The sequence below is a fragment of the Corallococcus exiguus genome (genome assembly GCF_009909105.1).
In the GTDB taxonomy this organism is placed as follows: domain Bacteria; phylum Myxococcota; class Myxococcia; order Myxococcales; family Myxococcaceae; genus Corallococcus; species Corallococcus exiguus.
Genome location: NZ_JAAAPK010000012.1, coordinates 54794 through 71103, shown reverse-complemented (window position 1 = coordinate 71103; position 16310 = coordinate 54794). Strand labels below are relative to the sequence as shown.

The following is a 16310-nucleotide window of genomic DNA, read 5'->3' as shown; positions in this document are numbered from 1 at the left end:
GCCCGGGCATATAGGTGGACCACGCCCTTCCGTCTGGAAGCACGTGGCAGGATTGACCGCGCGGAGGATGTGCTTGCGCCGCGAGGGGGTTGGTGTGCATGAGTGCCCGGGCCATGAACAAACGCGACCTGGAGCCTGGAATCGTCACGGACCTCGCGGGCCGGACGACCTATGGTGATTACCTGCAGTTGGACCGCCTTTTGTCCGCGCAGGTGCCCCGTTCCCAGCCTCCCCATCACGACGAGTTGTTGTTCATCGTCCAGCACCAGACGAGCGAGCTGTGGATGAAGCTGCTCATCCACGAGCTGTCCGCCTGCATCCGTTACATCCAGGCGGACCGGCTGGAGCCGTCGTTCAAGATCTTCGCGCGCGTCGCGCACATCCAACGGATGCTCTTCGAGCAGTGGAGCGTGCTGGAGACGCTCACGCCCAACGAGTACCTGGAGTTCCGCGACACGCTGGGCCACGCGTCAGGCTTCCAGAGCTTCCAGTATCGGGCGCTGGAGTTCCTTTTGGGCAACAAGGATGACGCGGCGCTGGGGCCCTTCAAGCACGTGCAGGGTGTGCACGCGGAGCTGGACCGCCTGCTGGAGTCGCCGGGCATCTACGACGAATTCCTGCGCCACCTGTCGCGCATGGGCCACGACATTCCCAGAAGCCACGTGGAGCGCGACTGGCGTCAGCCGTATGAGAAGAGCCCCCAGGTGATGGAGGTGTTCCGGCGCATCTACGAGGACACCGAGAAGCACTGGGACGCGTATGAGATGTGCGAGAAGCTGGTGGACACGGAGGAGCGGTTCCAGCTCTGGCGCTACCGGCACATGATGACGGTGATGCGCATCATCGGCTTCAAGCAGGGCACGGGCGGCTCGTCGGGCGTGGGCTTCCTGCGCAAGGCGCTGGACCTGCGCTTCTTCCCGGAGCTGTGGGACGTGCGCACGACGCTGACGCCGCCCGCGAAGCCCCGGGGCGCCTGAGCGCCCCATCCGCCCCGCTCGTGTCCCCGCATGCTCCGCGGACCGGCAGGGGCGGGGTGCCAGCCGGGGCGCGGGCTCCCTAGCTTGGGAGAGGTCAAATCCTCTCAACGCGCGAAGGAGCCACCATGGGTGAGCACGAAAGCCCCCGGAAGGAACCGCAGCTTCCGGAAGACGAACAGAAGAACAAGCGTCAGGCGGGAGACCGCCCCATTCCCACGCCAGGGCATATTGGCAATCTGCCAGATAATGGCGAGGGCCCGGGTGGCATTGGCATCAAGCTGCCCGAGGGCGGCGGCGACTGAGTGAAACATCCGGAAATGTTTCAGGCCCGGGGGCCCTTCCGGGGCTCCCGGCCGCCGGGGTACACGTGTCAGACGGGCATGAGAGTGTCCGGGCATGTCCCTACCTGCTAGGTTGTTCGCTCCCGAGATGACCCGAAAGCCCGCCACCTACGCTGACCTGGAAGCGCTCCCCTCGAATCAGGTGGGGGAGATCGTCAACGGGGAGCTGTACGCGAGCCCCCGGCCGGCGTCGCCGCATGCCTCCGCGGCGTGGCATCTGGGAGGCGAGCTCTATGCTCCTTTCGACCGGGGACGTGGGGGGCCCGGAGGGTGGCTCTTCCTCTTCGAACCGGAACTGCACTTCGGCGAGGACGTCCTGGCTCCCGACATCGCGGGTTGGCGCAGGGAGCGGATGCCCAAGGTGCCGGACGTCGTGGGCTTCACGATGGCACCGGACTGGCTGTGCGAGGTGTTGTCCCCATCCACGTCCCGACTGGATCGGGTCCGGAAGCTGCCCATTTATGCCCGGGAGGGTGTGAAGCACGTCTGGTTGGTGGACCCGTTGCAACGCACGTTGGAGGTCTTCCGGCTGGCAGGTGGCCACTACCTGCTGCTGGGGACCTACGAAGACGCGGAGACCGTCCACGCGGAGCCATTCGAGGCACTCGCACTGGAACTTCGCGTCTTGTGGGAGGACATGGCGGAGTAGGCTCTGACGCACCATGTCCGCGCCCGCCGGAATGACGCTGCTCTTCGAACAGGCCCACGTCCTCTGCTACCGCACGTTCGACATCGCGGAGGAGATAGACCTGGAGCGCGCGCGCAAGGCGCTCACGGAGGACTCGCGCCGCTTGAAGCTGTCTCGCGAGAACAGCCAGTACATCCAGCTGCCCAACCCGCCCGTCGCCTATGAGCTGGGCCGCAGGCCGCTCGCGCTGCGTGACGGTCCTGTCACGGTGGACGCCACCGCGCGCCTGTTCGACCACGGCGCCGCGTCCATCATCCTGCGCGTCCCCGTCGCTCCCGGCACCACCTGGGAGACGCTCACCCAGGTCGCGGATGAGCTCTATGACAGCCATGCCCTGGAGGACCTGGCGCGGGAGCTGGTGGAGGGCGTGCGCCGCACCATCGCCTCCGCCGTGCAGGGGCCGCACCTCTGGGACCAGAGCGAGAGCTACACCGTCATCTTCGCCGAGCGCATCCAGGGCAACCCTTCCGCGGAGGAGCTGTTCCAGCGCGCGGACATCGCTCGGCTCCTGCTGGGAGAGAGCACCGCCGCGCCACTCGCGCCGCGCGAGCGCGAGGCCGTCACCCAGGTGCGCTTCAGCTACACCGCCCACGACCTGGTCGTCGTCGACTGGAACAGCGCGTTCGTCTACGAGCCGTCCGGCTCGCGCGACATCCCGGACCTGTTGGAGATCGCCAACGCGCAGCTCCTGGAGTTCCGCTACTACGACGAGCGGTTGGACAAGCACATCGCGCGCATCCACGACGAGGTGCAGGCGCGCAAGCCCGGCTGGCTCACGCTGTTCCGCAGCCCGTACCGCAACCTGGCGCGCGAGACGCTGGGCACGCTCGTGGACCTCAACGAGTTCGTGGAGCGGGTGGAGAACAGCCTGAAAATCATCGGCGACTTCTACCTGGCCAAGGTCTACGAGGGCGCCGTGCGCCGCCTGCGCATCCCCGCGTGGCAGGCCTCCGTCACGCGCAAGCAACAGCTGCTCGCGCAGACCTATGGCCTGCTCAAGGGCGAGGTGGACATCGACCGTTCGCACGTCCTGGAAGTCATGATCGTCGCGTTGATCATCCTGGAAATCGTCATGGCCTTCAGCCGCGTGTTCGAGCACTGACGGCGAGCCGGCCAGGAACGCCGCGCGCCGCTCCCGTGGAGCGTCCGAAGGGACGACGGTCCCGTCGGGTGGGGGACGCGGGAAGGGACAAGACGTGGTGAGGGCTTCGCGGCGGCCGGGGTTGCGCTACGCTCCCGCGCTCGGGTGTGTGTGACGGAGGCTTCCGCGTGAGTGCATCGAACCCCCTCTTCGGTGATTTGCTGCTCAAGCTGGGCGTCGTCTCGCCGGGGCAGGTGCAGGAGGCGCTCGCGCTGCAGGCCCTCACCGGACAGCGCGTGGGGGAGGCGCTCATCTCCCTGGGCTACGTGTCACGCGAGCAGATTCAGGACGCATTGGGAGAGGCCCTGGGCTTGAACCACGAGAAGGGGCCCGCACAGCCGCCCCTGGGCGAGCTGCTGGTGGGGCTCAAGTACGTGACGCTCGCGCAGCTGGACGAGGCGCTGGCTCGGCAGCGGCGCGACGGGCGGCGGCTGGGGGAGATACTGGTCGAGCTGGGCCACTGCACCTACAAGCAGATCTACGAAGCGCTGGGCGTGCAGAACCGCATCGTCGGCCGGCAGGACCTGCCACGTCCCGCGACGGAGGGGCGCCGCCGCGTGGTGGTGGTGGACGACAGCCCCCTGGCGTGCGCGTTCGTGCAGGAGGGGCTGGTGGCCCTGGGCTACGAGGTCCTCTGCTTCCAGGACCCCTACGAGGCACTGGAGGGCATGGGGCGGCTGCAGGCGGCCATCGTGCTGAGCGACCTGGAGATGCCGGGGCTGGACGGCGTGGAGCTGTGCCGGCGGCTGAAGGAGGGCCCTCGCAGCGCCATCCCCGTCATCATGCTCACCGCCAACGACCGCGAGGCGGAGCGCGTGCGCGGCCTGCGCGCGGGCGCGGACGACTACGTGAACAAGTCCGCGTCCATGGACGAGCTGGCGGCGCGCATCGAGAGCGTGGTGCGCCGCACGGACGAGACGGAGCGCATGCGCAAGCTGTTCGCGCGCTACACGTCCGACGCGGTGGTGGAGGAGATCCTCAAGAGCGCGGACGCGGCGGTGCTCGCCGGTGAGAAGCGCGAGGTGACGGTGCTGTTCGCGGACATCCGCAACTTCACCGGCCTGGCGGAGAGCCTTCCTCCCGAGCAGGTGGTGGCGGTGCTCAACCAGGTGCTGGGCCGGCTGTCGGACGCGGTGCTCACCTGCGGCGGCACGCTGGACAAGTTCCTGGGCGACGGGCTGATGGCCGTGTTCGGCGCGCCGGTGGGCCGCCCGGACGACGCGCTCCGGGGCCTGCAGTGCGCGAAGATGATGATGGAGGCCGTGGCGGAGTTGCGCGCCGTGGCGGAGGCCGAGTGGGTGGCCCACGGCCGCGAGGGCCGGCCCCTGGTGCTGGAGCTGGGCGTGGGGTTGAACTCGGGCGTGGTGGTGTCCGGCAACATCGGCAGTGCGATGCGGGCCGAGTACACCTGCATCGGCGACGCGGTGAACGTGGCCGCGCGGCTGTGCGCGCTGGCCGGGCCGGGGGAAATCCTGGTGGGCGAGCGCACGCGCGAGCTGGTGGACGCGAACGAGACCGCCTTCGAGGACCTGCCGCCGGTGCGCTTGAAGGGCAAGCAGCAGCCGGTGCCGCTTTACCGCGCCCTCTGACGCGGTAGGGTGGGCGAGCCATGGCCGCCACCTCCTCCTCGTCCGCCGTCCCCGAGAAGTCCCGCCGCTCCCCGCTGCCCTGGGTGGCGGTGGTGTTCGTGGTGGCGCTCGTCGTGGCCCTGGTGCTCACCGCCTTCCGCCACCGCGACCCCGAGCAGGCCCAGCACATCCACGCCGACTTCACCCTCATCCTGGGCGCGCTGGAGCGCTACCGCGCGGACCACGGGGGGCAGCTGCCGGAGGAGGGGGACCTGGACGCGCTGCTGGTGCCCCGCTACCTCCACGCCGTGCCCCTGGACCCCTGGGGCCGGCCGTACCACTACGCGAGCAGCGCGCAGGGCGTGTTCCTGTCCAGCTTCGGCCGCGAGAACCAGCGCGGCGGCGTGGGCGACAACCAGGACCACACCAACCACGACGGGCACCAGCAGCTCCTGCGCTAGGGAGGGCCCCGACGCCGGGACGCCCCGCCCTGGTGGGCAGGCAGGCCGGCATGCACGGGCCGCACGTCACCGGGCGTCCGGCGTGCGCATCCTTCGTGGCGAGGGGAGGCTCCAGCGGGCATCGCCTCCTCGGGGGGCCCCGCCATGGCCATCATCTGCGCAACCAACCTGTCCGCCGACGCCGCGCACGCGGCCACCGTCGCGGCGACGCTCGCCGGCCGCCTGGGAGAGCCCCTGCTGCTCCTGGGGGTGGATGACGAAGTGCCTGACGCGGAGGCCCCGGACGCCCTGTCCGCGGCGGAAGGCGGGCTGGCCGCGGAGGCCGCGCGCCTGAGGCCGCTCGCGGGCATGGTGGAGCCGCGCATGCAGCGGGATGCCTCCGTGGAGACGCTGCTGGGGGACGAGGAGTGCCGCAGCGCCCGGCTGGTGGTGGTGGCCGCGGAGGGCTGGCGCACGTCCCCCTGGCGCAAGACGTCCCTGGCGGAGCGCCTGGCCCGTCACGGCTGCGCCCCGGTGCTGGCGGTGCGCCGGGACACGGCGCTCCTGGACTGGGCCCGCGGCCGACGCCGGCTGCTGGTGATGGTGGGGGTGGACCCCCGCTCCTCCACGTCCGACGCGGCCATCACCTTCCTGCGGGAGCTGCGGCGCGTGGGCGGGTGTGACGTGCTGGCCGCGTACGTGTGCTCACCGCTGGAGGAGCGCGAGCGGCTGGGCGTCCACACCCCCGTGCACGTGGAGCGGCTGGACGCGCGCGAGCGCACCATGGAGGGGCTGGAGCCGCTGGTGGAGCGCGTGCTCCAGCGCGAGGTGCGTGAGCGCCTGGGTGACCTGGAGGGGGAGGGCCGCGTGGAGGTGGTGCTGGAGCCCGGCTATGGCCGCCCGGCGGACCACCTGCTGCACGTGGCCCATGCGCGCAGCGCGGAGTTGACGGTGGTGGGCATGCACCTGCGCGGCGGGGTGCAGCGGCTGTGGCACGGCTCCGTGTCGGAAGGGGTGCTGCGCCACGCGGAGCGCTCCGTGGCGTGCATCCCTCCCGGAGCGCGCGAACCTCGCCGGCTTCCTCCGCCCCGGAGCGCGCTGGTGCCGGTGGACTTCACCCTCGCCTCCGGACAGGCCATCGCGCAGGCGTGCTCCCTGGTGGGGCCGGGCGGACGCGTGCACCTGTTGCACGTGCACCGGCTCCGGGGCCGCGAGCGGGGCCCCCGGGACTTCCACGGCGTGCTCCCGGAGCCGGACAGCGAGCGGGACCGGGTGCTGAACCGGCTCTGGGCGCAGGTGCCCGGGGACACCGTCGCGCGGGCGGTGCACTGGAGCGTGGAGGGGGTCAGCGGGGACGACGTCGCCATCGCCATCTGCCAGGCCACGGAGCGCGAGGGCGTGGACCTGGTGTGCGTGGGCACGTCCGCCCACCGCGAAGTGGTTCCGGACGTGCTGGAGGAGGCGGTGGCGCGCGAGCTGGTGCTGCGTTGCCGCAGGCCCGTGATGGTGGTGCCTTCCGTTTGACCCGGGAACGGGCGTCCAGTGAGTGGGCTCCTCGCGGAACGGGTCCCTGTTTTTTTCCCACGCGTAAGGGATTGAACAGGCGACCCTGGAGGGCGTTAGACTTTGGGAGGACCCGCTTTCCCAGAAGGGTAGGGCATCCCGTGGCTCTTCGCGGTTATCGAGAAGAGGACCTCGTCTCCAACCGTGCATCGTTGATCATCCACGGAGGTACCGAGGATGAGCGCAGGGCCTGGGCGGAGGAAGCCGCGCGCAACTTCGGCGTCCCGCTCACGGAGGTGCGCCAGGGCTCGGAGCTGGCCGGAGCGCTCCGTCAGCCCAACGGCGTGGTGTTCATCGCGGACGCGGGGAAGCTGCCGCTGGACGCCCAGGGCCTCATCCTGCGCTGCCTCCAGATGCAGGAGGAGCGGCCCAAGGTGGTGGTGGGCGTGTCCGGCACCGCGATGGCCGCCCTCACCCGGGGCACGCTGCGTGAGGACCTGCACTACCGGCTGAACCAGGCGCAGGTGGACCTGCAGACGGATGGCCTGAGGGACGCGCTCAAGCGCCGCTGGGCGCAGCAGGCGGAGCAGCTGGCCGTGCGCGCCGCGGCGCTGAAGGCCGCAGAGGAGAAGGAGCGCGCCGCCGCGGTGGCCCGCCGCCCGGGCTCCGTCACCCGCATCCTGCCCAAGCGCAAGGCCCAGGCCACCGTGCGCAAGGGCGCGCCCCGCAACGCGGTCCGCTGAAACCCCGGGGGCCCGTGCCCTTGGGAACGTGAACCCCTCCCCCTTTGGGTTTCCCGGCCGGTCGTCCTGGCCGGGCCGCCCGGGACGGGGAGGCGCGGGTCACGGCCGGGACGGGGGTCCCAGAGGGAGCGGGGAGCCCTCCGGGCGGGGAATGGGTACTACTGGAAAGATGGGCTAGAGTTGTTCCCAGCCGTCTTTCCTCTCCTCTCCGGAGCGAAACCGCAATGTCCCAGCAAGCCCCTGGCAAGAAGCGTGGTCTGTCCCGTCCCGTGGAAGTCGTTCGCGCGGAGCTCCTCAAGGATCCCGAGACGAAGCGCATCGCGGATGCCGTGGGCATGAAGCTGGAGGACTACGTCGAGCTGGTGCTCGAGTACGCGCAGGACAAGGACAAGGAGCCCATGCTCAACGTCGTGTCCGACGAGGAGCTGAAGGCGAACGGCTTCCCCGTGCACACGGTGGAGGAGGTCGGTGAGTTCCTGGTCGCGGGCGCCAAGGGTGAGCTGCCCGGTCAGGGCAACCCCTTCGCCAAGTCCGAGTTCGAGGCCAGCAAGGGCGGCACCGCCGGCAAGCCGAGCCTGAACCCCGCGGCCGAGGGCGCCCCCCAGACGCCCCAGGACGAGGCGAAGCGCCAGGAGCTGCTGGAGCAGATGAAGAAGGGCGGCGGCGGAACCCGCGGCTGAGGTCGCCCGGAATCCCCGTGAAATAGATCGGAAAATGGGGAGGAAACATTTTCCTCCCCCCTCCGAGAATCCTTTTGAAGCTTCACTCCGGCACACACTCTCCAAACCAAATTAAGTAGGGGGTTTCACCATGGGCGGCATCGGCAAGGTTGTCAGCAGCGTCGCGAAGACGGTCTCCAACATCGCTGGCGGCGTCGCGAACATCGCGGGCAAGGCGCTGAACTTCGTGCAGAACCCCATGGGCGCCATCACCGGCGGCCTGAAGGGTCTCGCCGGCGGCCTCCTGGACAAGCTCCCGTTCGGCCTGGGCAAGCTGGCGAAGCCGTTCGTGGACAAGTTCATCGACTCCGGCGCGTCCCTGCTCGCCAAGGGCCCCCTGGCCGGTCTGTCCCAGCTGACCAAGTTCGCCCCCACCGTGAAGTCCATCGCGGACATCGCGACCACCGTGAAGCAGGGCGCGGACCAGGTCGGCGCGCTGGCCTCCCAGCCCGCGCAGCAGAACGTGCAGAACCTGTTCGCCCACGCGCAGGCTGCGCTGACCAACTGAGTTCCCCGCTGAAGCTGGCGTGACTCATGCACGAGGGCCGGTACTCACCGCGAGGTGGGGGCCGGCCTTTCGGCTTTGCGGGCCAACGCCGCGCGAGGCACGAGGGTCGGTCCTCCGTCCGTCATGGGCGGGGCGCCGGCCCTTCGGCTTTGAAGGCTCCCGTTGCGGCTCCGTGACGGCTCCGATGTCGGCTCCGTTACGGGCTCGGGCCCGAGTGGGATGTGACCCAGCATGGCGCACCCGGAGTATGGGCGCGATCAGGAAGCGGCGCGGCTCAGCCTTCTTCGCGGGTGATGCGGAAGGCGTCGGTCTCCAGCTTCTGGGTCGCCTCGGGGTCCGCGCTGTCGTAGTAGCCGCGAATCTCTCCGGTGCCGTCCACCAGCACGAAGTGGGTGCCGTGGAAGATGGAGAGCAGGTCGTCCTCGGGGGCGCCGGCCTCGCGGCCCATGCTGATCTTGAAGCCCTGGACGATGGTGTCCTTGAGGGTGGCGTAGTCGCCGGTGAGGAAGTTCCAGCGGGTGAAGTCCGCCTGGTACTTCTTCCCGTACTCGGCCAGCCGCTCCGGGGTGTCGTAGGCCGGATCCACGGAGAAGGACACCAACTGGAGATCCGTCCCCAGCTTCGAGGTGTGCTCCTGCACGCGCGCCATCTTCTGCGTGAAGACGGGGCAGACGGTGGGGCAGCGGGTGAAGATGAAGTTGGCGATGAACGGGTGGCCGCGGAGCTGCTTCAACCCGAAGGGCTGTCCGTCCTGCCGCGTGAAGGTGAAGTCCGGCAGCGCGCCCAGGCGGGGCGGCGGCTGGGAACGGCCCTGCACCAGGTCGTGGACCGCCACCCCCATGAAGCCGAGCGACGCCACGGCGATGCCCGCCCAGACCCAGGAGCGGCGGACGGGACGGGAGCGGGGGGCGGCGGACGGGGAGGGCGATTCGACGGACATGCGTCGGCACGTACGGCATCGGCGGGGGGCGCACAAGCGCCGGGCCTGACGGGGTAGGGGCTGGCCGCATGCGAGGCATGAGGGAGAGTGGCCGCTTCGCGGCGGGCAGGGTGCGCCTTGAGGGGAGGTTGGGTGCGTGCTAGCCCGGAGGTCGTGGCCCATGCCCTCTTCCAGCCCCCGGGTGGACGCACTTCGCCGGGCAGGTGGGGAGGCTTCCGGTCGCTGGCGGGGTCCGGGCCGTGGCTCGGACTCGTCGGAGGGCTGGTGCCGGCGGCGGTGTTGGCGTGCCCCTCGTGCACGGCCCGTGCGCCGGAGTCTCCCGGCGGGGCGGGCGAGCTGCTACTGGCGTTGATGCTGGTGCCCTTCGCGCTGGTGGGCGTGGGGCTCTGGGCGGCCTGGCGGGCGGGGCGAGATGCGCCGGGAGCAGAGCGGGCTTCGGCCCCCGTGGAACAGGAGCATCCGTGATGGCGGAGTCCCCGGCGTTATCCCCGTCGTCCCCGAGCGACGTCGCGCCGCCGGATGCGCAGGCGCCCCTGGCGGTGCCGCCCGCGCGTGGTGCCTGGAGCCTGGCGCCGCCGGAGAACGCGAGCGCGACGGGCGACCGCATCGACGCGCTGCTGGCCACGAGCCATGGCTTCGACATGGCGCTGGCGGCGGTGATGCTCGGGTGGATGTTGCTGGCGGTGGTGCGTTTTCGGGGTGCCCGGAAGGTGGCGCCGGACGGAGGCACGCGTCGCTCGCGGGCGTGGGTGCTGGGGCTGGCCCTGGGCGTGTTCGGCGTGGTGGACGGGACGCTGTTCCTGGGCTCCCAGGGCTACCTGAACGACGTGCTCTGGAACTTCCGCGTCCCCACGGAGGATCCGCGCACGGTGCGCATCCAGATCAACGCGCACCAGTGGTCGTGGGAGGCGCGGTACGCGGGCGCGGACGGGGCGTTCGGCACGAAGGACGACGTGGTGACGTGGAACGACCTGCGCGTGCCGGCGGACGTGCCCGTCTGGGTGCAGCTGGTCTCCACGGACGTGGTGCACGGGTTCTCGCTGCCCGCTTTCCGAGTGAAGCTGGACGCCATTCCGGGCCGCGTGAACCAGACGTGGTTCCAGGCCGCTCGCGAGGGCTCGTGGGAGGTGGCCTGCTACCAGCACTGTGGCACCAGCCACTACCGGATGCGCGGCATGCTGACGGCGCTGTCCCCGGAGGCGTACGCGGCGTGGCTGCGCGAGGCGAGCCTCAAGGCGGTGCAGGGCTACGACCCGGATGACACGGCGGCCCACTGGGGCTGGGTGTGGAGGACGCCATGAAGGCGGGGGCGCTGCTGAAGTCGCTCTGGACGACGGACCCCCAGCGCGTGGCGCGGCAGTACCTGTGGGGCGGGTTCCTGTTCCTGCTGGTGGGCGGCCTGCTGGCCATGCTCATCCGCTTCCAGTGGGCGTGGCCCGGGCAGCCGGTGCCGGGGCTCGCGTGGGTGCTGCCCGAGTCGAAGGGCGCGCTCACTCCACCCACGTACACGGCCGTTTTCACGATGCACGGCCTGTTGATGATCTTCTTCGCGGTGACGCCGCTGCTCTTCGGCGCGCTGGGGCACTTCGTGCTGCCGCTGGCCATTGGCTCCAAGCAGATGGCGTTCCCCCGGCTGTCGCCGCTCGGCTTCTGGGCCTACGCGGTGGGCGGCGCGCTGATGCTGGTGTCGTTCGTGGTGCGGCTGGGGCCGGCGAGCGCGGGGTGGACGTCGTATCCGCCGCTGGCGACGCCCGCGTTCACGCCGGGGCTGGGGCAGACGCTGGTGACGGTGGCGGTGTTGTGCGTGGGCGTGTCCGCGTTCCTGTACGGGCTCAACTTCGTCGTCACGGTGGTGCGCTGCCGCGCGCCCGGGATGACGTGGGGCCGGATGCCGCTGGTGGTGTGGGGGCTGTTCTACGGCGCGGTGCTCAACGTGCTGTTCGTGCCGGTGCTGGCGGCGGCCACGGTGCTGCTGCTGTTGGACCGGGTGGCGGGCACGCAGTTCTTCATCGCGGGCGCGGCGGCGGTGGGCGGGGGCGGCGACCCGCTGGTGTACCAGCACCTGTTCTGGCTGTTCGGCCACCCGGAGGTCTACATCCTCATCCTGCCCGCGTGGGGCATGGTGGGGGACTTCGTGGCGTTCTTCAGCCGCAAGCCCGCGCACGGCTACCGGATGACGGCGGGGGCCATGGGCGTGGTGACGGCGCTGAGCGGCGCGGTGTACGCGCACCACCTGTTCACCAGCGGGATGGCGCCGGTGCTGGGGCGCACGTTCATGGTGTTGACGCTGCTCATCTCGCTGCCGGCGCAGGTGATGTTCCTCAACTGGCTGATGACGCTGTGGCGGGGCAGCGTGCGGCTCACGTCGCCGATGCTCGCGGCGCTGGCGACGATGATCGTCTTCGGCCTGGGCGGCATCACGGGGCTGGCGCTGGGCGCGGTGGCGACGGACGTGCCGCTGCACGGGACGATGTGGGTGGTGGGGCACTTCCACCTGACGATGGGCGCGGCCAGCTTCCTCGCGGTGTTCGCGGGGCTCTACTTCTGGTTCCCCCGCATGTACGGGCGCACGTTGGACGAGCGCATGGCCAAGGTGCACGTGCTCCTGAGCGCGGTGCTGTTCATCGCCGTCTTCGGTGGCCAGTTGGTGGCGGGCTACGCGGGGCAGCTGCGGCGGCTGTATGACCCGTACCAGTACACGTTCCTCGCGCACCTGCTCACGTTGAACCGGTGGACCAGTTGGGCCGCGTTCGCGCTGGGCGCGGTGCAGTTGGTGTTCGTGGTGAACCTGGTGCGGACGCTCAAGTGGGGCCGGGCCGCAGAGCCGAACCCGTGGCGGGTGGGCACGCTGGAGTGGATGGACGCGGGTCCTGGCGCCGTGGTGCTGCGCGGGCCGCATGCGCTGTCGCAACCGGAAGTACAGGAGCAACTGGGTCGCGATTGGATTGGTCAGGCGGAGCCGCTGCCCTCGGGTGTACCCGTGGCGGAGCCGGTGGCGACGCCGGTGCCCGGGGTGGAGGGTGCCGTCTAGCGGTGCTCCCAGAGGTCCACGCCGCCGCCGTCACCCGCGGGGAAGCGGCGGACGAAGCGCTGCTTGAACCAGGGGCGGCTCTGCGGCGTGAGCTGCCACTCTCCCTGCCAGCCGAGGACGACGAAGCGACAGGAGCCCAGCATGATGCGCAGGGCCTGCTGGGCCTCATCGGCGGAGAGGGCCTCGTCGGTGGTCTCGAAGCGGTCGCCGGAGCTCATGGCATCCTGGAGCATGGTGGCGTAGCCATCCACGATGGGCGTGGCGCCCGAGGGGAGTCGGCCCGCCGCGAGCGCCCAGCCAGGCTCGAAGGAGAAGAGGCACGCATCGGGCGGCACGTCGGCGCGGATGTGCTTCGCGAGCGCCACCACGTCCGGGGCCTGCAGTTGGGCGCTCTGGTAGACGTGCCGCGCGCCGGGGACGAACGCGGCGGCGAGCAGCAGCGCGGCCACTGCGCGTGAGGCCGTGCGGCCCCTGCGCGTGCTGAAGGCGTGGAGCACGGAAGCGCCCAGGCCCGCGAGCACGGCCTCCGAAGCGGCGAGGTGCGCGTTGTACTGGCTCCAGTAGGTCCGTGACGCGAGGAACAGGACCACGCTGAGGACGAACGTGCAGGCGAAGAAGCGCGCGGCGGGGCGGTGCTCCGGAGCGGCACGGAAGGCGCGCACGCACGCTATGCCCAGGCCCATGAGGGCGAGGAGGACTCCGCCCCACCGGCGCTCATGGAAGATCTCGCGCAGGCGCATCCAGCGGTCCAGTTCACCGTCCGGCGGGCGCGCGGCCTGGAAGGTGATGACGTCGCGGATGAACTCGGAAGGGGCGAGCGCGGCCAGGGGGCCCACGACGACGGCGAAGGTGGCGAACGCGACGAGCACGGGCAGGAGTGCGTGACGCCAGGACTCCTTCCCCGGGCGCGAGAGCAGCGCGGCGATGAGCCACAGTCCTCCCGGAAGCTTCACGGAGATGGTGAGTCCCAGGAGCACGCCCGCGCCGATGCGGCGTGCTCGGGAGTGGGTGCCGGAGGTGAGCCAGAGGTTCGCGAAGCCCAGGCACAGGACGTTGAGCAGGGGCTCGAGGAAGGTGCCGCGCTCGACGATGGCGGCCTCCGGATACGCGGCATAGGCGAGCGCGGCCACGCAGCCCGCGAGCGGACCCCAGGCGCGCCAGGCGACCCGGCCGGCGAGGAACACGCACAGCGCGCCCACGGCGGCGGCGAGGTAGCGGGTGATGACGTAGGCGGTGGCCGCGTCGAGCCCCAGCGTGAGCGCGGCGCCAGGAGCCCAGAGCAGGAGGCTTCCGGGCGGGTGCACGAAGATGAAGTCGCGGTAGGGCAGGTCCCCGCGCAGCAGGAGCGACGCGGCGGAGAAGTACACGCCCTCGTCGTAGTCCATGGGGTAGCCCATGGCGCCGGAGCGATGGAAGAACGCCAGCGCGCGCAGCACCCATGCGCCCAGCGCCACGATGATCAACGGCCAGACGTCCAGGCCCATCGAGGCGCGAGGAGGGACGGACGGGGACGGCGCTGCGAGCGGAGTGGGCGCGGGTTCCATCGGGGCAGCGCGGCAGGCTACTACCGGCGGGCCTGGACGCACGCGGGGTTCTTGCACCGGCGGGGGCGCACGAGCGAGCCCGGGACGTATCGCATCCCGGAGATGCGGACCGTCAGCGCCGGGTTTCCATTCCACGCTGCCTTGAGGCGCGTGGGCCCCGCTTGAGCTGGCTTGGTACGTTGGCAATCCCGGAGGCGTGGGGCCGTTAGCGCCGGGTTTCCATGCCACGAAGCCTGGACGCCCGTGAGTACTGCCCGGACTGGCCGCGTGCGTTGGCAATCTTGGAGGCGCGGGGCCGTTGGCGCCGGGTTTCCATGCCACGCAGCCTGGAAGCCCGTGGGCACTGCCCGGACTGACCGCGTGCGTTGCGCCGCGTCTCACGCGATTGCCCGTTCCGGTTCACGGGTGTGATGCGTGGAGGTGATTCAGTCGATGGGCGCCGCTCCGAGGGACGGGGGGCCGCCCGGCTTCCTGGTGCTTTCCGCCGGGCCCAGGCATGCGAGAGTCCAGTCCCGTGAGCACGAACGACCCCGCCGGGACGCTGGCCTCCACGTCCCTCCAGCGCGACGAAGCGAACCTCTGGTTCGGGATCGTCATCGCGCACGGCGCGGCGGCGATGCTCTTCTGCGCGATGGCCTTCTCCGCGGGCTTCTACCGGCTGCGCGGCTTCTGGCCTCCCGTGTCCGCGCGCCCTGGAGCACTCGTTCCCGCGCTGGCCGGTGGGCTCCTCGTCATCGGGGTCGTGCTGCTGTACGTCGCGCTCCGACGACCAGGCCGGCTCACGTTGGCGGGCGTGCTCGGCACCGGGGCGGGGTTCCTCGCGACGCAGGCGGCCTGGCTGCACGTGCTGTTCTGGTACCGGGACTTGCGCGTCCCCGACAGCGGCGTCTTCGCCTCGGCGCTGTATGGCCTGTCCGCGGTGCAGGCCGCGCACCTGGCGGTCGTGCTCGTGGGATTGCTGCGTGCGGGACTTCGCGTGCTGCGCGGACAGGACGCCAGCGCTCCGTTGCGGCGCGCCCTGCCCGGCTGGTGGTGTTCGACGGTGATGTACGGCGTCCTCTTCGCGGTGGTGTACCTCCCATGAAGCTCACTTCCTGCTCCACTCGTCGGTCGCTCCGTGTGCTCGCCGTGCTCGCGTTGGGGGCGCTCGCTCCCGCGTGCCGCAAGGAGATGCCCACCTTCGAGCCCCTGAAGCTCGCGGACGGCACCGTCATCCCCGCCGCGACGCTGGCTCGCGGATATGACGTCTACACGCACTACTGCGCGTCCTGTCACGGCGAGAAGGGCGACGGTCAGGGCCCCGCGGGCTCCGGGATGCGGCCTCCGCCGCGCAACTTCCACCAGGGCCTGTACAAGTTCGGAGGCGTGGCGGCGGGCGAGCTGCCCACCGACGACGCGCTGAAGCGCACGCTGCGGCGGGGCCTGCACGGCACGCCGATGTTCGCGTGGGACGTGCCCCCGGCGGACGTGGACGCCGTGGTGCAGTACCTCAAGACCTTCAGTCCGCGCTGGAAGCAGGAGTCCCCGGGCGCGGCCCTCGCCCTGTCCGACGACCCGTGGAAGGGCCGCGCAGCCGAGGCCGTGGAGCGCGGCCGCACCGTCTACCACGTGGCCGGCAAGGGCAACGCGGGCTGCGCCAGCTGCCACGTCGCGTACCTGCCCCGAGCGGAGCTCGCCGCGCTCACGGAGAGCGTCACCGGCCGCAAGGTGAACCTGGCGAACGCGGATCCGTACACGGCGCTGCAGCGGGATTCGGACTACTCGCTCACCGTGGACGCGAAGGGCGAGGCCACGCAGTTCGCCAAGGTGCTGCCGCCGGACTTCCTCTTCCATCGCCTGCGCACCGTGTGGCCGCAGGACACCCGCGTGGAGGGCCAGCCGTACACCGCGCAGGCCCAGCGCGAGGACCTCTATCGCGTGATGGCCGCGGGCGTCGGCGGTGCGGCGATGCCGTCGTGGAAGGGCGCCATCCCGGAGGAGAACCTCTGGGCGCTCGCGTACTACGTGCAGAGCCTCATCGTGATGCACGACACCGGCGCCGCCCGCGACCTTCAGCAACGGTTGCGTGACTCGAAGGCACAGGAATAACGGATAGATGCAGCAACCTGAAAAGTAGGCCTTCCTGGGAAACTAATTCCCAGGCGTCGCGAAAATCCGGGCACTGATT

17 protein-coding genes are annotated in these 16310 nt (G+C 70.7%); 15 read left to right on the top strand and 2 right to left on the bottom strand.

The window, feature by feature from the left end:
* The first annotated feature begins 113 nt into the window (after positions 1-113).
* From GTZ93_RS34720 to GTZ93_RS34675, 10 genes are all read left to right on the top strand, one after another.
* Positions 114-977 (top strand): tryptophan 2,3-dioxygenase, encoded by an 864-nt coding sequence (locus GTZ93_RS34720; RefSeq protein ID WP_120577732.1) that lies wholly within the window; start codon positions 114-116, stop codon positions 975-977.
* A gap of 125 nt (positions 978-1102) precedes the next feature.
* The gene (locus tag GTZ93_RS34715; RefSeq protein WP_158620633.1) at positions 1103-1279 is read left to right on the top strand and encodes a hypothetical protein; all 177 of its coding nucleotides are present in this window, start codon (positions 1103-1105) and stop codon (positions 1277-1279) included.
* A 127-nt stretch (positions 1280-1406) separates the two neighbouring features.
* Positions 1407-1967: a Uma2 family endonuclease gene (locus tag GTZ93_RS34710; protein ID WP_139921946.1), complete on the top strand. Its 561-nt coding sequence runs from the start codon at positions 1407-1409 to the stop codon at positions 1965-1967.
* A 13-nt stretch (positions 1968-1980) separates the two neighbouring features.
* Positions 1981-3108 carry a hypothetical protein gene (locus tag GTZ93_RS34705; protein WP_120577730.1) on the top strand — a complete coding sequence of 376 codons (1128 nt, stop codon included), beginning with the start codon at positions 1981-1983 and terminating at the stop codon, positions 3106-3108.
* Positions 3109-3275: 167 nt separating this feature from the next.
* Positions 3276-4736, top strand: coding sequence for an adenylate/guanylate cyclase domain-containing protein (locus tag GTZ93_RS34700; protein WP_120595351.1), 1461 nt, complete (start codon positions 3276-3278; stop codon positions 4734-4736).
* Between the two features lie 20 nt (positions 4737-4756).
* Positions 4757-5176 (top strand): type II secretion system protein GspG, encoded by a 420-nt coding sequence (locus GTZ93_RS34695; RefSeq protein ID WP_121754211.1) that lies wholly within the window; start codon positions 4757-4759, stop codon positions 5174-5176.
* Between the two features lie 144 nt (positions 5177-5320).
* A complete protein-coding gene (locus GTZ93_RS34690) occupies positions 5321-6679 on the top strand; it encodes a universal stress protein (protein WP_139921944.1) in 1359 nt (452 codons plus the stop codon).
* Between the two features lie 140 nt (positions 6680-6819).
* Complete coding sequence (locus GTZ93_RS34685) at positions 6820-7401, top strand: P-loop NTPase family protein (RefSeq protein WP_120577726.1); 582 nt, start codon at positions 6820-6822, stop codon at positions 7399-7401.
* 224 nt (positions 7402-7625) lie between these two features.
* A complete protein-coding gene (locus GTZ93_RS34680; protein ID WP_120577725.1) occupies positions 7626-8081 on the top strand; it encodes a hypothetical protein in 456 nt (151 codons plus the stop codon).
* 130 nt (positions 8082-8211) lie between these two features.
* Positions 8212-8628 carry a hypothetical protein gene (locus tag GTZ93_RS34675; RefSeq protein ID WP_120577724.1) on the top strand — a complete coding sequence of 139 codons (417 nt, stop codon included), beginning with the start codon at positions 8212-8214 and terminating at the stop codon, positions 8626-8628.
* Between the two features lie 274 nt (positions 8629-8902).
* On the opposite strand, the gene GTZ93_RS34670 is transcribed toward GTZ93_RS34675, so the two are convergent.
* Positions 8903-9568, bottom strand: a complete 666-nt coding sequence (locus tag GTZ93_RS34670) for an SCO family protein (RefSeq protein WP_233597100.1) — start codon at positions 9566-9568, stop codon at positions 8903-8905.
* Positions 9569-9700: 132 nt separating this feature from the next.
* Between GTZ93_RS34670 and GTZ93_RS34665 the strand changes: the two genes are divergently transcribed.
* Genes GTZ93_RS34665 through GTZ93_RS34655 form a run of 3 tightly spaced genes read left to right on the top strand, consistent with a single transcriptional unit; the run spans position 9701 to position 12599 of the window.
* Positions 9701-10033, top strand: a complete 333-nt coding sequence (locus GTZ93_RS34665) for a hypothetical protein (RefSeq protein ID WP_139923132.1) — start codon at positions 9701-9703, stop codon at positions 10031-10033.
* A complete protein-coding gene (locus GTZ93_RS34660) occupies positions 10033-10869 on the top strand; it encodes a cytochrome c oxidase subunit II (protein WP_126936480.1) in 837 nt (278 codons plus the stop codon). Before GTZ93_RS34665 ends, GTZ93_RS34660 begins: the two co-directional genes overlap by 1 nt.
* A complete protein-coding gene (locus GTZ93_RS34655) occupies positions 10866-12599 on the top strand; it encodes a cytochrome c oxidase subunit I (RefSeq protein ID WP_120577737.1) in 1734 nt (577 codons plus the stop codon). The genes GTZ93_RS34660 and GTZ93_RS34655 overlap by 4 nt, the downstream gene beginning before the upstream one ends.
* Here GTZ93_RS34655 and GTZ93_RS34650 read toward each other — a convergent pair.
* Positions 12596-14083: an ArnT family glycosyltransferase gene (locus tag GTZ93_RS34650; RefSeq protein ID WP_161663235.1), complete on the bottom strand. Its 1488-nt coding sequence runs from the start codon at positions 14081-14083 to the stop codon at positions 12596-12598. The two genes, GTZ93_RS34655 and GTZ93_RS34650, sit on opposite strands and share 4 nt — an antisense overlap.
* Before the next feature lie 574 nt (positions 14084-14657).
* Here GTZ93_RS34650 and GTZ93_RS34645 point away from each other — a divergent pair.
* Together GTZ93_RS34645 and GTZ93_RS34640 are read left to right on the top strand one after the other, a co-directional pair.
* Positions 14658-15227 carry a hypothetical protein gene (locus tag GTZ93_RS34645; RefSeq protein WP_139923136.1) on the top strand — a complete coding sequence of 190 codons (570 nt, stop codon included), beginning with the start codon at positions 14658-14660 and terminating at the stop codon, positions 15225-15227.
* A complete protein-coding gene (locus GTZ93_RS34640; protein ID WP_139923138.1) occupies positions 15224-16231 on the top strand; it encodes a c-type cytochrome in 1008 nt (335 codons plus the stop codon). Before GTZ93_RS34645 ends, GTZ93_RS34640 begins: the two co-directional genes overlap by 4 nt.
* Positions 16232-16310: the final 79 nt, after the last annotated feature.

Coding starts and splice junctions, on each gene's coding strand:
- GTZ93_RS34640 (WP_139923138.1), top strand. CDS start 15,224: ATGAAGCTCACTTCCTGCTCCACTCGTCGGTCGCTCCGTGTGCTCGCC.
- GTZ93_RS34660 (WP_126936480.1), top strand. CDS start 10,033: ATGGCGGAGTCCCCGGCGTTATCCCCGTCGTCCCCGAGCGACGTCGCG.
- GTZ93_RS34690 (WP_139921944.1), top strand. CDS start 5,321: ATGGCCATCATCTGCGCAACCAACCTGTCCGCCGACGCCGCGCACGCG.
- GTZ93_RS34670 (WP_233597100.1), bottom strand. CDS start 9,568: ATGTCCGTCGAATCGCCCTCCCCGTCCGCCGCCCCCCGCTCCCGTCCC.
- GTZ93_RS34715 (WP_158620633.1), top strand. CDS start 1,103: ATGGGTGAGCACGAAAGCCCCCGGAAGGAACCGCAGCTTCCGGAAGAC.
- GTZ93_RS34705 (WP_120577730.1), top strand. CDS start 1,981: ATGTCCGCGCCCGCCGGAATGACGCTGCTCTTCGAACAGGCCCACGTC.
- GTZ93_RS34695 (WP_121754211.1), top strand. CDS start 4,757: ATGGCCGCCACCTCCTCCTCGTCCGCCGTCCCCGAGAAGTCCCGCCGC.
- GTZ93_RS34655 (WP_120577737.1), top strand. CDS start 10,866: ATGAAGGCGGGGGCGCTGCTGAAGTCGCTCTGGACGACGGACCCCCAG.
- GTZ93_RS34680 (WP_120577725.1), top strand. CDS start 7,626: ATGTCCCAGCAAGCCCCTGGCAAGAAGCGTGGTCTGTCCCGTCCCGTG.
- GTZ93_RS34720 (WP_120577732.1), top strand. CDS start 114: ATGAACAAACGCGACCTGGAGCCTGGAATCGTCACGGACCTCGCGGGC.
- GTZ93_RS34650 (WP_161663235.1), bottom strand. CDS start 14,083: ATGGGCCTGGACGTCTGGCCGTTGATCATCGTGGCGCTGGGCGCATGG.
- GTZ93_RS34710 (WP_139921946.1), top strand. CDS start 1,407: ATGACCCGAAAGCCCGCCACCTACGCTGACCTGGAAGCGCTCCCCTCG.
- GTZ93_RS34675 (WP_120577724.1), top strand. CDS start 8,212: ATGGGCGGCATCGGCAAGGTTGTCAGCAGCGTCGCGAAGACGGTCTCC.